General features: G+C 57.1%; 14 protein-coding genes and 1 riboswitch. Of the genes, 7 read left to right on the top strand and 7 right to left on the bottom strand.

The window, feature by feature from the left end; all coding sequences use genetic code 11:
• Positions 1-185: 185 nt before the first annotated feature.
• Positions 186-1,295: an aspartate-semialdehyde dehydrogenase gene (asd, locus tag FS690_RS07675; RefSeq protein ID WP_108570113.1), complete on the bottom strand. Its 1,110-nt coding sequence runs from the start codon at positions 1,293-1,295 to the stop codon at positions 186-188.
• A gap of 220 nt (positions 1,296-1,515) precedes the next feature.
• Here asd and FS690_RS07670 point away from each other — a divergent pair, with 220 nt between their 5' ends.
• A complete protein-coding gene (locus tag FS690_RS07670; RefSeq protein ID WP_108570112.1) occupies positions 1,516-2,109 on the top strand; it encodes a YhgN family NAAT transporter in 594 nt (197 codons plus the stop codon).
• A gap of 46 nt (positions 2,110-2,155) precedes the next feature.
• Here the strand turns inward: FS690_RS07670 and panS are convergent, their stop codons facing one another.
• Both panS and lysC read right to left on the bottom strand, forming a co-directional pair.
• Positions 2,156-3,076, bottom strand: a complete 921-nt coding sequence (gene panS, locus FS690_RS07665; protein WP_108570111.1) for a ketopantoate/pantoate/pantothenate transporter PanS — start codon at positions 3,074-3,076, stop codon at positions 2,156-2,158.
• 295 nt (positions 3,077-3,371) lie between these two features.
• Positions 3,372-4,727 (bottom strand): lysine-sensitive aspartokinase 3, encoded by a 1,356-nt coding sequence (lysC, locus tag FS690_RS07660; RefSeq protein ID WP_094112172.1) that lies wholly within the window; start codon positions 4,725-4,727, stop codon positions 3,372-3,374.
• A gap of 112 nt (positions 4,728-4,839) precedes the next feature.
• A riboswitch (Lysine riboswitch) is annotated at positions 4,840-5,034 on the bottom strand.
• Between the two features lie 454 nt (positions 5,035-5,488).
• Between lysC and pgi the strand changes: the two genes are divergently transcribed.
• From pgi to iclR, 6 genes are all read left to right on the top strand, one after another.
• Positions 5,489-7,135 carry a glucose-6-phosphate isomerase gene (gene pgi / locus FS690_RS07655; RefSeq protein WP_065650404.1) on the top strand — a complete coding sequence of 549 codons (1,647 nt, stop codon included), beginning with the start codon at positions 5,489-5,491 and terminating at the stop codon, positions 7,133-7,135.
• Positions 7,136-7,643: 508 nt separating this feature from the next.
• On the top strand, positions 7,644-7,898 hold the full coding sequence (gene yjbE / locus FS690_RS07650; RefSeq protein WP_039381876.1) for an exopolysaccharide production protein YjbE: 255 nt from the start codon (positions 7,644-7,646) through the stop codon (positions 7,896-7,898).
• Between the two features lie 75 nt (positions 7,899-7,973).
• Entirely contained in the window at positions 7,974-8,621 is a 648-nt protein-coding gene (locus FS690_RS07645) for a YjbF family lipoprotein (protein WP_094112274.1), read from the top strand.
• A complete protein-coding gene (locus FS690_RS07640) occupies positions 8,618-9,355 on the top strand; it encodes a capsule biosynthesis GfcC family protein (RefSeq protein ID WP_039381872.1) in 738 nt (245 codons plus the stop codon). Before FS690_RS07645 ends, FS690_RS07640 begins: the two co-directional genes overlap by 4 nt.
• Entirely contained in the window at positions 9,355-11,445 is a 2,091-nt protein-coding gene (locus FS690_RS07635; protein WP_104085632.1) for a YjbH domain-containing protein, read from the top strand. Before FS690_RS07640 ends, FS690_RS07635 begins: the two co-directional genes overlap by 1 nt.
• 192 nt (positions 11,446-11,637) lie before the next feature.
• Complete coding sequence (gene iclR / locus FS690_RS07630) at positions 11,638-12,471, top strand: glyoxylate bypass operon transcriptional repressor IclR (RefSeq protein WP_039381868.1); 834 nt, start codon at positions 11,638-11,640, stop codon at positions 12,469-12,471.
• Here the strand turns inward: iclR and aceK are convergent.
• The 4 genes from aceK to metA form a co-directional block, all read right to left on the bottom strand.
• Complete coding sequence (aceK, locus tag FS690_RS07625; protein ID WP_108570109.1) at positions 12,468-14,204, bottom strand: bifunctional isocitrate dehydrogenase kinase/phosphatase; 1,737 nt, start codon at positions 14,202-14,204, stop codon at positions 12,468-12,470. The two genes, iclR and aceK, sit on opposite strands and share 4 nt — an antisense overlap.
• Before the next feature lie 67 nt (positions 14,205-14,271).
• Positions 14,272-15,573: an isocitrate lyase gene (gene aceA / locus FS690_RS07620; RefSeq protein WP_039381861.1), complete on the bottom strand. Its 1,302-nt coding sequence runs from the start codon at positions 15,571-15,573 to the stop codon at positions 14,272-14,274.
• Between the two features lie 17 nt (positions 15,574-15,590).
• On the bottom strand, positions 15,591-17,189 hold the full coding sequence (gene aceB / locus FS690_RS07615) for a malate synthase A (protein WP_039381859.1): 1,599 nt from the start codon (positions 17,187-17,189) through the stop codon (positions 15,591-15,593).
• Between the two features lie 260 nt (positions 17,190-17,449).
• Positions 17,450-18,379: a homoserine O-succinyltransferase gene (metA, locus tag FS690_RS07610; protein ID WP_108570107.1), complete on the bottom strand. Its 930-nt coding sequence runs from the start codon at positions 18,377-18,379 to the stop codon at positions 17,450-17,452.
• Positions 18,380-18,770 lie beyond the last annotated feature (391 nt).

The following is an 18,770-nucleotide window of genomic DNA, read 5'->3' as shown; positions in this document are numbered from 1 at the left end:
ATCGGTACTTCTCAGTTAAATCATAGCTTGGGGTTGGCAGAAGCCAGGGAGGAACGTGAAAAATTGTTATCGGAAAAACAAAAAAGGGAAGCCGATCACTCGCTGGCGGCAATTTGCCTTAGGTTTTGCCCGTCAGCTGATTAAAAAAAAGCCGGGAAACCCCGGCCTGTCTGATGTCGCTGCGCTTAGTCGATAAGCAGACGCAGCATGCGACGCAGCGGTTCTGCGGCACCCCACAGCAGCTGATCGCCAACGGTGAAAGCGGAAAGATACTCCGGTCCCATGTTGAGTTTGCGCAGGCGGCCAACCGGCGTGGTCAGGCGACCGGTAACCGCAGCGGGCGTCAGCTCGCGCATCGTGATCTCGCGATCGTTTGGCACCACTTTTACCCACTCGTTATGCGCCGCGAGCAGCTGCTCAATCTCTGCCAGCGGCAGATCTTTTTTCAGCTTCAGCGTAAACGCCTGGCTGTGGCAGCGCAGCGCGCCGACGCGCACGCAGAGGCCGTCAACCGGAATGATGTTGCCGGTATTGAGGATCTTGTTGGTCTCCGCCTGCCCTTTCCACTCTTCGCGGCTCTGGCCATTGTCGAGCTGCTTGTCGATCCAGGGAATCAGGCTGCCCGCCAGTGGCACACCAAAGTTATCCGTCGGCAGCGTGCCGGAACGGGTAAAATCAGTCACGCTGCGCTCAATCTCCAGAATAGCGGAAGCGGGATCCTGCAGCGCCGGAGCGACATGGTCATGCAGCATACCCATCTGCGTCAGCAGTTCGCGCATATGACGCGCGCCGCCGCCGGACGCCGCCTGGTAAGTCGCCACCGAGGCCCACTCTACCAGATCGTTCGCAAACAGGCCGCCCAGCGACATCAGCATCAGGCTGACGGTGCAGTTGCCACCGACAAAGGTTTTGATGCCGTTGTTCAGGCCGTCGCGAATCACCTGATTGTTGACCGGATCGAGAATAATGATGGCGTCATCTTTCATGCGCAGCGTAGAAGCTGCATCAATCCAGTAGCCCTGCCAGCCGCTCTCGCGCAGCTTTGGATAGACTTCACTGGTATAGTCGCCGCCCTGGCAGGTAATAATGATGTCGAGCGCTTTCAGCGCGTCAATATCAAACGCATCCTGCAGCGCGCCGGTTGACTTACCGCCAAACGCGGGCGCAGCCTGACCCAGCTGCGACGTAGAGAAGAACACCGGATTGATCACGTCAAAATCGCGTTCTTCGCTCATTCGTGACATCAGCACAGAGCCGACCATGCCACGCCAACCAATAAAACCTACATTCTTCATTTTCTGTCCGTCTCAGGAGCTCGGGCCGAGGCCTGTATAGTGCATGTATCAGACCCGGCGCTAACGATGCGCGAGCCTGCGTAATATTCAGGTTTACCTGCGACCTTCAACTCTACAAAATGCTGCACTTCTGGCAAGTGAATTAATTCGATTACACCTGTTTTTTCAGCAACAGAGCTAATAATAGTGAACACCAACAGAAAGGAGTGGTTTACCGCCCATGACTGAAATGATATCTGCGACCGTGCTGCTGCTGCTGATCATGGATCCTCTCGGCAACCTGCCTATTTTTATGTCGGTGCTGAAACATCTGGAACCCAGACGCCGTCGCGTGGTGCTGATGCGCGAAATGCTGATTGCGCTCGGTCTGATGCTGCTGTTTCTGTTTGCCGGTGAACGCATTCTGATGTTCCTGAACCTGCGCACCGAAACGGTCTCTATTTCCGGCGGCATTATTCTGTTCCTGATCGCGATTCGCATGATTTTTCCCTCCGGCGACACCGGCAGCAGCGGCCTGCCGGCTGGCGAGGAGCCGTTTCTCGTGCCGCTGGCCATCCCGCTGGTCGCCGGCCCCTCACTGCTGGCCACGCTGATGCTGCTGTCGCACCAGTACCCGCATCAGATGAGCCATCTGGTCGGCGCGCTGCTGATCGCCTGGGGAGCTACGGTTATCATTCTGCTGCTGTCGGGGCTGTTTCTGCGCCTGCTGGGCGACAAAGGCGTTAACGCGCTGGAGCGGCTGATGGGACTGATCCTGATTATGCTGGCGACGCAGATGCTTCTGGATGGGATCCGGGCGTATCTGAAGTTATAACCGCATGCTATGGCTGCGGGCGACTGGCATCGCCCGCATCAACCATTCAGGATTTTTTCTTTATGGGTTTGCCAGACCAGTAGCCTGCCAGCAGTGAGCCGGAGAGGTTGTGCCAGACCGAGAAGAGTGCACCCGGCAGGGCAGCAAGCGGTGAGAAATAGAGTTTGCCGAGCGTAGCCGCCAGCCCCGAATTCTGCATCCCCACCTCCAGCGCCAGCGTGCGGCAGGTCGACTCATCAAAGCCAAACAGCTTGCCGCCCCAGTAGCCGCCGAGCAGACCAATGGCGTTATGCAGGATCACCGCCAGAATCACCATCAGGCCCACCGATCCGATAAAGCTCTGGCTACCCGCCACCACCGCGCTGATAATCAGCAAAATGCAGAGCATGGAAAACGCCGGCAGCCAGGGTTCAACGCGGCGCACCACGCTGTTCATGGTGTGATGAATAATCAGCCCGAGTGAAATCGGGATCACCACAATTTTCACGATGCTCAGCAGCATCCCCACCACGTCGACCTGAATATGCGTATCAACGTAAAAACGGGTCAGCAGCGGAGTGGCAAACACGCCCACCAGCGCAGAGACGGAAGAGATCGTCACCGAGAGCGCCACATCGCCCTTCGCCAGGTAAATCATTACGTTTGACGCGGTTCCGCTGGCGACGCTGCCGACCAGAATCATGCCGGCAGCCAGATCGGGCGGCATCTGAAACAGCTTTGCCAGCGCCCATGCGGCCAGCGGCATCACCAGATAGTGCAGAAAGGTGCCGGCAATCACCGGAGCCGGACGCACCAGCACGCGTTTAAAATCGTCAATATTTAGCGTAACGCCCATGCCAAACATGATCAGCATCAGCAGATAAGAGACCCACGGACCGATACCGGTAAAGGTGGATGGCGAGTAGTAGGCGGCGACTGAGAGCAGTACAGCCCAGAGTGGAAACAGGCGGGTGATACTGGCGAGCATGAAACACTTCCTTTTTCAGAGACCTTTGTCCGCTACAAAAACGAGCCGGAGAGGTTTTAGATAATGTGCCACAGGTGAAAGATCGCACGGGGAACGACCGCTGCAATCGGAAGGGATCATAACATTTCGTTATCGCCGACGACGGTGCCGGCGGCAATTGCCTATCAGCTGCTGCGTATTGCGCCCTGAAGCGGGAAATAACACTGCGCTTTGCGGCAAACGCCAGCAGATATGGCGGGATTAGCCGGAAAAAAAGCCGGACAGCGTCCGGCTAATCAGCATCATAAGGGGGGTATCAGGCACCAAACAGATTGTGATGCAGCGCGCGCACCACCGCTTCCGCATCTGGCGTCGGCACCAGGAAACAGAGGTTGTAGCTGCTGGCACCGTAGCAAATCATGCGCAGATTAAACGGCTCCAGCGCACCAAAGACCTCTTTGCCCACGCCGCAGGCTTTCGACAGGTTGTTACCGATAATAGCGACCAGCGCCAGATTCTCTTCAACTTCCACGCGGCACAGCGAAGAGAGCTCGGTAAGCAGCGCCTGCGTCAGCAGGCTATCCACGCTGCTGGTGGAGCCGGTGTTATCCAGCGTCAGCGCCACGCTGACTTCAGAGGTGGTGACCAGATCCACAGAAACATTATGGCGCGCCAGAATCGCAAACACCTCAGCCAGAAAACCGTGCGCGTGCAGCATGTTCAGGCTGTGCAGCGTTAGCAGCGTCTGCTTGCGACGCAGTGCCAGCGCGCGGAACAGCGGCGGATTACGCGTTTCATTGCAGACGCGCGTGCCGCCGGCGGCCGGATCTTTACTGGAGCCAACAAACACCGGGATATCGCTGCGTACCGCCGGCAGCAGCGTGGCGGGATGGAGCACTTTCGCGCCAAAAATTGCCATTTCTGCCGCCTCTTCGAAGGTGATCTCTTCGATACGGCGCGCAGCCGGCACCACGCGCGGATCGGTGGTATAGATACCTGCCACGTCGGTCCAGATATCGATGCGCTCAGCCTGCAGCGCCTCGCCCAGCAGCGCAGCAGTATAATCGCTGCCGCCGCGGCCCAGCGTGGTGGTGCGTCCTTTGCTCTCGCTGCCGATAAAGCCCTGAGTCACCACCAGCGCTTCGGCAATGCGCGGCTGCAGCTGCGCCGCTGCCAGCGTCTGCAGCTCAGCCACCTGCGGCTCGGCCCGGCCAAAACGATCGCTGGTGCGCATCACTTTGCGAACGTCAAACCACTCGGCATTGACACCGCGCTCGCGCAGGATCTCGACAAACAGCAGCGTTGACATCAGTTCGCCGTGGCTGACCAGCTCATCGGTAAGAGCCAGAGAATTGGCCAGTGCCGTGGTATCTGACAGCATGGTGATGTTTTCCAGCACGCGGTCAATTTCTTCACGGATCACATCCGGCGCAGCAAGGCGATCGATAATGGCGTACTGGATACGGCGAATTTCATCCAGCATCTGGGTACGCTCTGCCTGATCCTGGCCCTCGGCCAGCGCGACCAGCAGATTCGTCACGCCAGCAGACGCAGAGAGAACGACCAGACGGGTGTGGGCATCGGACAGCACAACGTCTGCGCTGCGGTTCATGGCATCGAAATCGGCAACGCTGGTGCCACCAAATTTTGCCACAATCAACGGTTGAGACATGTAACAAACCTCGTGTCAGGTTATCTTCCGCCGGGAATTCGGTTCAGAAGACAGGGATAACAGCCTTGGCACAAGAGAAGAGCGGAATTGGACAGACAAGATCAGGAGATGAGTCACCAAAAGCACTTCACCTTGCGAAACGTCCGACTGCGGACGCTTCTGGTGACAACCCAGAGGATTCAGCCCCTGCAGCCGACAGCACAACACTCCGCGTGTTATGCCATCTCGGCGTCGCACCCCCTGATGTGTTTTCGCCGGATACGGATCCTCAAACACACTGCCTGGGCGACGCGCCTCTTCTGGCTTGCACCCGGAGGTGCAAGTCGCGGGCATAAATTATCGACAAATTGTGCTGCTGTCCAGCCTTGTGGCATCCGGAGAAATGATTTTTTAACGCGCGAAGCCCCGCTGTAAATGCGCGCCGCGCCCGATGCGGGATCCCTGATACAAAAGCGCCCGCTTACGCGGCTTTTTACTGACGCGCCGCAGAATTTATCTTTTCCGCATGCGGCATACTGGCGCCTGGATTTCACTGAAACCGTGCGGCCAGGGTCACAAAATTTTTCCTTTCGCCTGCAACTATGGTCATACTGAAATGCGTTTGCGCGATGCCTGTTCGACTGTACCCGACGCGGTTATGCCCCTGATAAACAGGCGCACACCGGGGTATCAGCAGCGCGCCGTAAGAGAAACTAAGCATGCCGGGCCAGCGGAACGCGCCCGGATGAAATGACGGTTCTTATATCAACAAGAGTGTTGCCATGAAAAATATCAATCCGACACAAACCGCAGCGTGGCAAGCGCTGCAGCAGCATTTTGAACAGATGAAATCAGTGCAGATCGCCGATCTTTTTCAGCAGGATGCCGATCGTTTTGCGAAATTCTCCGCTACTTTCGATGACCAGATGCTGGTGGATTTCTCAAAAAACCGTATCACTGAGGAAACCCTCACAAAATTACAGGCGCTGGCTAAAGAGACTGACCTGGCGGGCGCCATTAAATCGATGTTCTCCGGCGAGAAGATCAACCGTACGGAAGAGCGCGCCGTGCTGCACGTGGCGCTGCGCAACCGCAGCAATACGCCGATTCTGGTTGATGGCAAAGATGTGATGCCGGAAGTCAACGCCGTGCTGGACAAGATGAAAGGCTTCTCTGAGCGTATCATCAGCGGCGAATGGAAGGGATACACCGGTAAGCCCATTACCGATGTGGTCAACATCGGCATTGGCGGCTCCGATCTCGGTCCGTTTATGGTGACTGAGGCGCTGCGCCCTTATAAAAACCATCTGAATATGCACTTTGTCTCCAACGTTGACGGCACGCATATTGCTGAGACGCTGAAAGATCTGAACCCGGAAACCACGCTGTTCCTGGTGGCCTCAAAAACCTTCACCACGCAGGAAACCATGACCAATGCGCACAGCGCACGCGACTGGTTCCTGAAAACGGCGGGCGATCAGCAGCACGTGGCAAAACATTTTGCCGCGCTCTCTACCAACGGCAAAGCGGTCAGCGAGTTTGGTATTGATACCAGCAACATGTTTGAGTTCTGGGACTGGGTTGGCGGGCGCTACTCGCTCTGGTCGGCCATCGGCCTCTCTATTATTCTCTCCATCGGATTTGACAACTTCACGCAGCTGCTCAGCGGCGCACACGCGATGGATCAGCATTTTGCCACCGCTCCGGCGGAGCAGAACCTGCCGGTGCTGCTGGCGCTGATCGGTATCTGGTACAACAACTTTTTTGGTGCCGAAACCGAAGCGATCCTGCCTTACGACCAGTATATGCATCGCTTTGCTGCCTATTTCCAGCAGGGCAACATGGAATCGAACGGCAAGTATGTCGATCGTGAAGGCAATCCGGTCGACTATCAGACCGGCCCGATTATCTGGGGCGAGCCTGGCACCAATGGTCAGCATGCGTTTTATCAGCTGATCCATCAGGGAACCAAGCTGGTGCCGTGCGACTTTATTGCACCGGCCATTACCCATAACGCGCTGGCCGATCACCACCAGAAGCTGCTGTCGAACTTTTTTGCTCAGACCGAGGCGCTGGCGTTTGGTAAGTCACGCGATACGGTAGAGAAAGAATTTACGGATGCCGGCAAATCGGCGGAGTCCGTGGCGCACGTTGTGCCGTTTAAAGTGTTTGAAGGTAACCGTCCGACTAACTCCATTCTGCTGCGCGAAATTACCCCTTACAGCCTGGGTGCGCTGATTGCGCTGTATGAACATAAGATTTTCACGCAGGGTGCCATTCTGAATATTTACACGTTCGATCAGTGGGGCGTGGAACTGGGCAAACAGCTGGCAAATCGTATTTTGCCTGAGCTGGAAAATGACGCAGATATTGCCAGTCACGACAGCTCGACCAATGGATTGATCAATCGCTACAAATCCTGGCGTTAATTTGCATCAGGATCATCAGGGCGGCCGCTGGCCGCCTTTTTTTATTCCGCTTATTTGCCGGTTTTAATACGGCCATTCATTGCTGATGAAAATATCCCTTCGGCTGGCTACAGAAAATCTGATGTTGCGCTAAGCCTCTGCAAAAATCACAGATTTTACCGGATCTGATTGCGTGCAACAGGCGCTCAGCCCCCCTGAATCCACGCGGATTTAAATTTACAACCCATCAGGAAAATCCGATAATTCCTATTCCGTGCCAAATTTTACTAAAAAAGTGTAAAATCCTGCCGTATATAATGTCGTCATATTTACGCTTCAGGCAGTAGCAAACGGGCCACGGAAAAAAGCTATTCACGCCGGTTTTTTCTGACTGCAATACCACAGCAGCCGGATACGGGCGCGCTTTTTAGCCTGCTACAGGCTGATATTTTATTGCTCTGACGTAAATGCGCCTGAAACCAGGATAGCTCCTTCATTCATTTTTTTTCTAAATGCAGGAAACGCTGTTATGAAAAAACTCGTGGCTGCCGGTGCAGCCTTGTTATATCTCGCGGTCGCTTCTGCCGCCCACGCCGTACCGGAAGAGACCGGCGCAGCAGCCGGCGCACAGGCGGGCGCGATCTCCTCTGGCGCATCGACCGCGGTGGGGATTGGCGCGCTCGGCGCGCTGGTAGGTCTCGGCCTTGCCGCTGCTGGCGGCGGCGGCGGCGGTGATGGCGCAAATACCGGTACAACAACAACCACAACGGGCACGACCCGCTGATAATACGCTTTGACTCCTGACCACACCGCCGTGTGGTTATTTTTTGCTTTTGTTTTTTAGACAGGGATACACACAGTGCGCCAACTCTCTTTGCTGCTGCTTTGTCTGTTGCTGCAGGCCTGCACACAGACGCAAAAAGGTCTTGAGCAGACCGTCATGCTTGCCGTCAATGGTCCCGACGACGTCACGGTCAGTGCCGAACAGATTCAGAAACTCCCTTACGCCAGTATGTACGCCCGCATCGACAATGGCGCACGTATCTTTGTGGTACTCGGCTACCTTGAAGCGGGTCAGCAAAAGTGGGTGACTCAGGACAAAGCCATGCTGGTGATGCAGCATGGCCGCCTGGTGAAAACGCTGGGACTGCGCGACAACCTGCAGGCGGTCAGCAACCTCGCCGGGGATCCGCTGGCTGATGCGCTGCATCTGCAGAACGGTGCCAGCTGGACACGCGTCGTGCAGTGGCGTGAACAGGATCGGGTACGCGCCGCAACGGCGGTCTCGCAGTTTGAGCGCGGCACCGATGAAGTGCTGACGCTGGCGGGAGAAGCGATACCGTGCCGCGTCTGGCAGGAAAATGTGTCGATGGCGAGCCTGAACCGCACCTGGCAGAACACGTTCTGGATCGACAACCGCGACGGCACGGTGCTGCAGGCGCAGCAAATGCTTGCCGCTGACCAGTTTCCTGTTGTAACCACCCTTCTGAAGCCGGCTAAATCATGAAAAAAATAATAACTCTGCTGGCTGCACTGGCTCTGCCTGCGGCAGGCAACGCGCTGGCCGCAGGCCAGATTACCGTGCACGCTGCGACAGGCGATAGCAGCATGCAGATTGATGACGTTCAGCGTCTGAGCCAGCTGCTGACGCATCCCGGCCTCAATACCTGGTGGCCCGGCACCGTCATAGCAGAGCGCGGTGCTACCGCTGCCGTACAGCAACAGCGCCACCAGCTGCTGACCGATCTGCGCGCCTGGCAGGGCAGCAGCGATGCCGCACTCGGCGCAACCATCGGTGCAGTGATCCGGCAGCTCAACGCGCTGCCGGTTACCGGCCGGCAGTTTACCTCGCTGGATATCGACTGGCTGCGGCTGCATCCGGAAGCGGATCGTGCGCTGCAGGGCAGTTATGACCTCTATACCCTGCCGGAACCGCACCAGGTACTGATTATGGGCGCCCTCGCCCGGCCTGGCGCAGAGAGCTGGCAGCCCGGACGCAGCGTACGCGACTATCTCGCCGCACACGAACGCCTGACCGGCGGCGATCGCAGCGTGGCCACCGTTATTGCGCCATCTGGCGAGGTCCGTCAGGTTCCGGTCGCCTACTGGAATCAGCGTCATGCTGAAGTTGAACCCGGCAGCATTATCTGGCTCGGCTTTACCTCATGGAGCCTGCCGTGGGGCCAGGCAGATTTAAATACGCGTCTGATTTCTGTTCTGACTCACCGGATCCCGCAATAATGAAAAAACAACTACTGCTCAGCCTGCTGGCTGCATCTGTCTCTGCCGCCTGCCAGGTGCAGGCTGAAACCTGGCCGCAGCCGGTGGGTCCTTCACAATCCGATTTTGGCGGCGTCGGCCTGCTGCAGACGCCTACCGCCCGCATGGCGAAAGAGGGTGAATTCAGCCTTAACGCGCGGGATAACGATCAGTATCGCTACTACTCCGCCTCGCTTCAGCTTCTGTCGTGGCTGGAAACCACCGTACGCTATACCGATGTGCGGACCCGTCGCTACAGCGGCGTGGAAGATTTCAGCGGCAACCAGAGTTATAAAGATAAAGCGTTCGATCTGAAACTGCGCCTCTGGCAGGAGAGCTACTGGCTGCCGGAGGTGGCGGTGGGTTCACGCGACCTCGGCGGCACCGGGCTGTTTGACAGCGAATATCTGGTGGCGTCTAAAGCCTGGGGGCCATTCGATTTTACGCTGGGCCTTGGCTGGGGCTATCTCGGCAACAGCGGCACCGTGAAAAACCCGTTTTGCTCTTACAGCGACAGCTATTGCAGCCGCACCGGTGGCGGCACGGCTGGTTCAGTCAATGGCTCACAGCTGTTTCATGGCCCTGCTGCCCTTTTTGGCGGCGTGGAGTATCAGACGCCCTGGCAGCCGCTGCGCCTTAAGCTGGAGTATGAGGGCAACGACTATCAGGATGACTTTGCCGGACGGCTGGAGCAGCGCAGCAAAGTCAACGCCGGTGCGATTTATCGCCTTACTGACTGGGCAGATATCAATGCCAGCTATGAGCGCGGCAACACCTTTATGTTTGGCGTCACCATTCGCACCAACTTCAACGATCTGCGCCAGACGCATATCGATACGCCGAAGCCTGCTTACGACCCGCATCCGCAGGGCGATCTGCTGGATTCTGCCGTGGTCGCCAGCCAGCTTAGCGCACTGAAGTATGACGCCGGATTCAATGGCCCGCGCATTCAGACCAAAGGCGCTACCCTTTACGTCAGCGGTGAGCAGATCAAATATCGCGATACGCGCGAAGGCGTTGATCGCGCCAATCGTATTATGATGAATCACCTGCCGGCCGGCATTGACACGATTGCCGTCACGGAGTCGCGCTTTAATATGCCGCAGGTGACGACGCGCACGCAGGTTGCCAGCCTGCATAATACGCTCAGCGGCTATCCGCTGGGGCATGAGCAGCCGCTGCAGCAGTCGCGCGTTAATCCGGTCGATCCGGGCGCAACCGAGCAGGGCCTGTTTATGCGTAAAGATCGCCTGAACTACAGCCTGTCACCGGTGCTCAACCAGTCAGTTGGCGGGCCGGAAAGCTTCTATATGTATCAGGTTGGCGCGATGGCAAACGCGGATTACTGGCTGACCGATCACCTGCTGGTGGGCGGCAGCCTGTTCGGCAATATCGTGAACAACTATGACCGCTTCAATTATAACGGCGCGCCCTCTGACTCCACGCTGCCGCGCGTGCGTACCCATATCCGCGACTATGTGAAAAACAATGTCTACGTAAACGATCTGCAGGCCAACTATATGCATTACCTCGGTAATAACCTGTATGGTCAGGTTTATGGCGGCTATCTGGAGACCATGTATGGCGGCGCCGGTGCTGAAGTGCTCTACCGCCCGGTAGACAGCAACTGGGCGGTGGGCGTTGATGCCAACTATGTCAAACAACGCGACTGGGACAACATGATGCAGTTCCGCGACTACAAAGCGCCAACCGGTCATCTGACCGCCTACTGGCGCCCGTGGTTTATGCAGGATGTGCTGGTGAAAGCGAGCGTGGGGCAATACCTGGCGAAGGATAAAGGCGCCACGCTGGATATCTCCAAACGCTACGACAGCGGCGTCACCGTGGGCTTCTACGCCACCAAAACCAACGTTTCATCTGAAGCGTATGGCGAAGGCGACTTTACCAAAGGCTTCTATATTTCGGTTCCGATGGATCTGTTTACCGTCACGCCAACGCGCGGCCGTGCACAGGTGAACTGGGTGCCGCTGACGCGTGATGGTGGCCAGATGCTGAGTCGTAAATATCAGCTCTACGATCTGACCGCCGATCGCGACGCGCGGTTTAATTAAGATCGGGCGCGGGGTAACACCCGCGCACTCTATCTGTGCTGATGCTCTCCACCCCTCTTTCCCCTGGCATCAGTCAGACTCCGCACGCTTTCTTTCCTCATTGCTCACAGATCCGACCAGCACAACTGCATTTGCCTCCATAATGGTTAAAACGAAAATGGTTTCCACGTACAACGCTGAAATGGAGCAACTATGGCTACCCCGGTACCGGCTAAACGCGGAAAAAAACCTCGCGTTACCTCCCCTGCGGCTACGCCGCCGGCTGGCGGTCAGGTTCAGTCGCTGACGCGCGGCCTGCGTCTGCTGGAGCTAATTGCCGACGCGCACGGCAGCGTGGCGCTGACCGAGCTGGCGCAGCAGGCGGGCCTGCCAAATTCAACCACGCATCGTCTGCTCTCCACGATGCAGCAGCAGGGCTTTGTGCATCAGGTGGGCGATCTGGGCTACTGGACGATTGGCGCCCACGCCTTTGTGGTGGGCAGCAGTTTTCTGCAGAGCCGCAATCTGCTGGCCATTGTGCATCCGGTGTTACGGCGACTAATGGAGGAAGCTGGCGAGACGGTGAATCTGGCGGTGCTGGACCTGAGTGATTATCAGGCGGTGATTGTTGATCAGGTGCAGTGCACGCAGCTGATGCGTATGTCAGCCCCGATTGGCGGCAAGCTGCCGATGCACGCTTCCGGCGCCGGGAAAGCTTTTCTGGCCCATCTGAATGACGATCAGGTAACTGCACTGCTGCATCAGAAAGGCCTGCACGGCTATACGCCTAAAACGCTGATGTCGCCGCATACGCTGAAAGAGAATCTGGCGCTGATCCGCAAAATGGGCTTCTCGCATGATGATGAGGAGCATGCGCTGGGGCTGCGCTGCGTAGCGGCACCTATTTATGACGAGCACGGCGACGCGTTTGCCGCGATCTCTATTTCAGGCCCGCTGGCCCGTATGACGGACGATCGTATTACCGAGCTGGGTGCGCTGGTGATCCGCGCCGCCCGAACGGTCACGCAGGCGTACGCCGGGCGTTAAACTGCTACCGTGGCGTAGCGCACGCTGAAGCGCCGGGCGTTACGCCACGCCATCGCCTCTTCAACATGGCCATTGCGGATCTGCGCCTGCAGCGATCGCCACCAGCCGGGGTCAAACAGCTGCGGATGCAGCGTCTGCAGCAGCCTGCCGGTCGCGGGTTCGCTGCAGAGCGCGTAACGGAACGTCTCCGGAAATATGTCATCGGGCCCGACGCTGTACCAGGGCTCTGCCTGCAGCTCCTGCTCTTCATAACGCGCGGGCGGAACGTCACGGAATATCAGCTCAGTCATCAGGCGGATTTCATCGTAGTCATAAAACACCACGCGCCCGTGGCGCGTCATACCGAAATTTTTAAACAGCATATCGCCGGGAAAAATGTTAGCCGCCGCCAGCTGACAGATGGCATTGCCATACTCCTCCAGCGCATGCCGACGCTGCGCCTCGCTGGCGTGCTGCAGCCAGAGGTTAAGCGGCTCCATGCGACGCTCCAGCCAGAGATGACGAATGATAACGTTCTCATCGCGCAGCGTGATCTTTTCCGGTATATCGCGCATGAACTCCGCCATCAGCGCGTCCGGGATCCGCGCGCGCGGCAGGGCAAAATAGCGAAACTCCTGCGTATCCGCCATGCGTCCGACGCGATCGTGCTCTTTGACCAGCCGGTAGCAGTCGTGCACCTGCGCTTCCGTTACCTCCTTTTGCGGCGCGAAACGGTCTTTAATGACCTTGAATACCCGATCGTAGCCCGGCAGAGTAAACACCAGCATCACCATGCCGCGCACGCCAGGCGCAGGCGCAAATGCGTCATCATGGCGTGCCAGATAGTGCAGATATTCGCGGTAGCTCTCGGTTTTACCGTGTTTCTGGCAGCCAATGGCGATATAGCGCTCGGCGAGGGTTTTGCCTGGCAGCAGCGGCTGCAGCCACGCCACCAGCGCCGCAGGCACCGGGGCGTAAACCATGAAGCTGGCGCGGGCGAAGCCAAATACGATGCTCGCCTCATCGCGATCCGTCAGGCAGGTATCGATCCACAGCTGTCCATCGCTGTCGCGCTGGATCGGCAGCAGACAGGGCAGGATCTCACCGCTGCGGAACTGCAGCCGCGCGACAATCCACGCGGTTTTGTTACGATAGAAAAGTTCGCTGGCGACCTCCAGCACGGCACCGGCCAGCTGCGCCGCGCTGAACTGCTCCTTCAGATGCCGCTCAATCCAGCGGATATCGCGTGCCCGATCCTGCCACGTCAGCCGCAGAGGAAGATCGGACAGCAGCTGCCGCAGCGCACTCTGCCAGTCCGGCCGGGGAGCATAGCGACGCGACAGTGGACGCTGCGCTTCCGGTTGTTGCAAACCCGGCTGCGAGGAGTGAATAAACAGCCGCTCCGGAAACAGATGGCTGTGCCCCTGCAGCCGGCAGTAAACGGAGTTAAAAAAGCTCTCTGCAATTTCATGGCGCGGATAGCCCGGCAGCAGCGTCTCATAGTGCGCCTTTACCCGCAGCCAGAAGGCGGTATCCCACTCCGCCTGCCCGTTCAGCACGCGCAACTGACTGACTACCAGGGTGACATGATGATCATACAGATGTATGCGCTCCTTCATGGCGCGCTGCGCCGCCGGCCAGTCAGCCTGCTCAAACCGCTGCTGCGCACCGGCGGTGATATCGAGAAAACGACCGTACTGCGCGTCAAAGCCCTGCAGAATGGTATGGGCGATAAGGGATTCTCCGGGTGACATCAGTTATCTCCGGTACGCGGTGGCCACGAGCCGCTGCACAGCAGCGGCGCCTCTCTTGCCGATCCGATCAGAACTGCGCGGTTTCCGTTGAGCCGGTCAGGGCCGTCACAGAAGATGCGCCGCCCTGAATCACCGTGGTGATGCGATCAAAGTAACCGGTGCCCACTTCCTGCTGATGCGATGAAAAGGTGTAGCCTTTGTCGCGCGCCGCAAATTCCGGCTGCTGCACTTTTTCAACGTAGTGGCGCATCCCCTCGCCCTGCGCGTACGCGTGCGCCAGGTCAAACATGCTGAACCACATGCTGTGGATCCCGGCCAGCGTAATAAACTGAAAGCGATAGCCCATGTCGCTCAGCGCCTGCTGAAAGCGTGCGATGGTGCGATCGTCGAGGTTTTTCTTCCAGTTAAATGAGGGTGAGCAGTTGTAAGCCAGCAGTTTGCCGGGATAGCGCGCGTGTATCGCGTCAGCAAAGCGCTGCGCCAGCGCCAGATCGGGCGTGGAGGTTTCACACCATAAAACATCGGCATAGGGCGCATAGGCAAGACCGCGGCTGATCGCCTGCTCGATCCCGGCACGGGTGCGATAAAATCCCTCCGGCGTACGTTCACCGGTGATAAACGCGCTGTCGTTCGGATCGCAGTCAGAAGTAATTAAGTCGGCGGCATCCGCATCGGTGCGCGCAATCAGCACGGTTGGCACATTCATGACATCAGCCGCAAGGCGTGCAGCTACCAGTTTCTGAATCGCGTCCTGCGTTGGCACCAGCACCTTACCGCCCATATGGCCGCATTTTTTTACCGCCGCCAGCTGATCTTCAAAATGCACGGCGCCAGCCCCGGCCACAATCATCGATTTCATCAGCTCAAAAGCGTTCAGTACGCCGCCAAAGCCCGCCTCCGCATCGGCCACTATCGGCAGAAAATAGTCGACATACGCGTCATCTTCCGGCGACAGGCCGCTGGCCCACTGGATCTGATCGGCGCGCTGAAAGCTCTGATTAATCCGCTGCACCACCTCCGGTACAGAGTTAACCGGATAGAGCGACTGATCGGGGTACATCTGCCCGGCGAGGTTCGCATCCGCCGCCACCTGCCAGCCCGAGAGATAGATCGCTTCGATACCGGCTTTCGCCTGCTGCACTGCCTGCCCCCCGGTTAACGCACCAAGGCTATTAATATAACCTTTAGTCGCGCCGCCGTTCAGCAGCGACCAGAGCCTGACGGCGCCCCGTTCTGCCAGCGTGCAGGCGGGCGTTACCGAGCCGCGCAGGCTGATGACCTCTTCTGCCCGATAGGGACGCGTGATACCGTTCCAGCGCGCATCCTGCCAGCTCATTTCCAGTTGTGTGATCTGTTGTGTCCGATTCATAGCACTCTCTCCGGGGGTCAGGCCAGCAGGCGGTAGCCTGGCAGCGTCAGAAATGGAACCAGCTCTTTATCCGTGGTGATTTGCGCCATCAGCGCGGCTGCATCTTCAAAGCGTCCCTGCTGAAAACGTATATCGCCGTAGCGCTGGCGCAGTGCGGCCAGCTCTTCGTCAAGAAACTGCTCAAACAGGGCAGCAGTGACCAGCTGGCCATCACTCAGGATCTGTTTGTGACGGATCCACTGCCAGATAGAGGCGCGGGCGATTTCAGCCGTTGCCGCATCTTCCATCAGTCCCTCAATCGGCACGCAGCCGTTACCGCTAATCCACGCTTCCAGATACTGCAGCGCAACGCGGATGTTTGCGCGCATGCCCGCTTCGGTACGTAAACCGCGGCAGGGACGCAGCAGCCGCTCAGCCGTTACCGGCGAATCAGTATTACGCGTCACGTGCAGCTGATTGGCGCGATCGCCCAGCTGGCGATCAAACACCTTCATGGCAATATCTGCCAGACCAGGATGCGCAACCCATGTCCCGTCATGGCCGTTACCCGCTTCGCGCGCTTTATCTTCCTCAACTTTCTCTTTTACCCACGCATTGCGCGTCTCTTCCTGCGCCGGGATGAGTGCAGACATGCCGCCCATTGCCAGTACGCCGCGCCGGTGGCAGGTTTTAATCAGCAGCCGGGAGTACGTATCCAGAAATGGCTGATCCATGGTGATCTGCTGTCGATCGGGCAGAATGCGATCGCCGTGCTGCCCCAGCGTTTTGATGTAGCTGAAGATGTAATCCCAGCGGCCGCAGTTAAGCGCTACGGCGTGGTCGCGCAGCTCCCACAGGATTTCATCCATCTGAAACACCGCGGGCAGCGTTTCAATCAGTACCGTGGCTTTGATCGTGCCACGCGGCAGATCAAAACGATCTTCGCTGAAGCGGAAGATCTCACGCCACCACGCTACCTCACTGGCGTGCTCGGTTTTAGGCAGATAAAACCACGGTGCATGCCCTTTTTCCTGCAGCGCCCGCACGTTATGGAATACAAAGAGAGCAAAATCAAACAGGCCAGCCGGAATCGCTTTGTCGCGCCACTCCACATGCTTTTCAGCCAGATGTAATCCGCGCACCCGGCACATCAGCAGTGCAGGATCGGAGCGCAGCTGGTAGATCCGGCCATCATCGCGGGTAAAACGCAGCGTACCGGCGACCGCTTCACGCAGCACCTGCTGCCCTTCAATCAGCTTGCTCCAGCACGGAGCCAGCGAATCCTCGAAATCCGCCATAAAAACCTTAACGTTGGCGTTCAGCGCGTTAATGGTCATTTTGCGATCGGGTGGCCCGGTAATTTCGACCCGGCGATCGCACAGCAGCTCAGGCAGCGGGCGCACCTGCCATTCATTTTCACGAATGGAAGTGGTTTCCGCATTAAAGTCAGGCAGCGCTCCGCGATCGTAGTCCCGCTGGCGCTGCTGCCGCGCTTTAAGCAGTCGATCGCGTTCCGGGGCAAAGCGCACGACCAGCGCCTGCAGAAAATCAATAGCCGCCGGCGTCAGCAGTTGCTGCTCCGCGTCTGAGAAGGGCTGAGTGAAGGTCAGCGTAGAGTGAATAATCGTGTCTGTCATGCTGGCTCTCTCCTGAAGCGATCCTGGTTTACTGCCGGGATCAGAATACTGGATGTTTTGTAACCGACAGGATCAGAGCATATGCATTTTAATTTTTATTTCAAAAACTATTTCCATTTTATGAAAAGATAATCATTAACTCTCTGTATATACTGTTATTTAAAGTATCAAAATAAAGGCAATGGTTTCTGCTTTGGAAAAGACATAAAAAAACCGCGATGGCCTGAGGGCGATCGCGGTGGAGAGAAGCTAAAAAGAGATCAGTCGAGAGTCGGATTCATGTGGCGCAGGTCAAACGGCGTGATCTGGTAAACATAGTAGTTCAGCCAGTTAGAGAACAGCAGGTTGCCGTGGCTGCGCCAGGTCGCACGTGGCGGCAGGACCGGATTGTTCTGCGGGAAATAGTTAAACGGCACTTCCGGCTGCAGACCCGCATCATTATCCCGGTGAAATTCACCTGCAAGGGTCAGCGCGTCATATTCCGGGTGCCCGGTTACAAAGGCCAGCCGCTTGTCTTTACTCGCCATCAGATAGGCGCCGGTTGCCTCAGATTCAGCAAACAGTTCGAGATCGGTGTAGTCGCGTATAAGCTGGCTGGGAAAATCCGCATAGCGCGAATGCGGCGCCAGAAAATTGTCATCAAAGCCGCGCGTCAGCAAAGCGTGCGGATGCAGGATCTGATGTTCATAGACGCCTGACAGTTTGTTTTGCCGCGTCTGCTTGGGAATACCATACAGAATGTTCAGCGCAGCCTGTACCGCCCAGCAGACAAACAGCGTAGAGGTGACATGCTCGTTTGCCCAGTGCAGCACGCGCTGGATCTGCGGCCAGTAGGCGACGTCATTAAAGTCAACCAGACCCAGCGGCGCACCTGTCACAATCAGGCCATCGAAGTTATCGTGCTGTATCTCTTCGAAATTGCAGTAAAAGTTATTCAGATGTTCGCTGGGGGTATTGCGCGATTCGCGGCTGTCTATCCGCAATAGCTGCACATCAATTTGCAGCGGTGAGTTAGAGAGCAGACGTAAAAACTGATTTTCAGTCTCGATCTTTTTTGGCATCAGGTTAAGGATCAGTACTTTTAACGGGCGGATCTCCTGAACACGGGCGCGCGATGAGGTCATCACAAACACATTTTCATCACGTAAGAAATTCACTGCCGGTAATTCGTCGGGCACCCTGATTGGCATAACCTGCTCACCTCTTGCTGATAACCATATAAACGTTTAGACATCCAGATGCCCGAGATTAGCCTGGCATACGCGGAATGTCGAGACTTCATGCTATTTATGAAAATGTTTCAGCTTAATGTGGCATAACCGACAGCGACAGAGAAGAAAGGAAATTGCGCCGGCACTAAAAGCGAGACGGTAAGATCTTTTTTGAGGAAAAAAAAGTACCCATAGCATGCTGATGCTTCAGCAATAGCCGTGAGCGAACGTAAAAGTTATTTTCTGCAGACGTAAAAAAGCCCTGAACGCGTGTTCAGGGCTCTTTTACTTGATGGATGCCTGGCAGTTCCCTACTCTCGCATGGGGAGGCCCCACACTACCATCGGCGCTACGGCGTTTCACTTCTGAG

The organism is Pantoea sp. PSNIH1, assembly GCF_007680655.1.
In the GTDB taxonomy this organism is placed as follows: domain Bacteria; phylum Pseudomonadota; class Gammaproteobacteria; order Enterobacterales; family Enterobacteriaceae; genus Pantoea; species Pantoea eucrina.
Note: the sequence above shows the minus strand (reverse complement) of the source record. Positions and strands in the feature narration are given on the sequence as shown.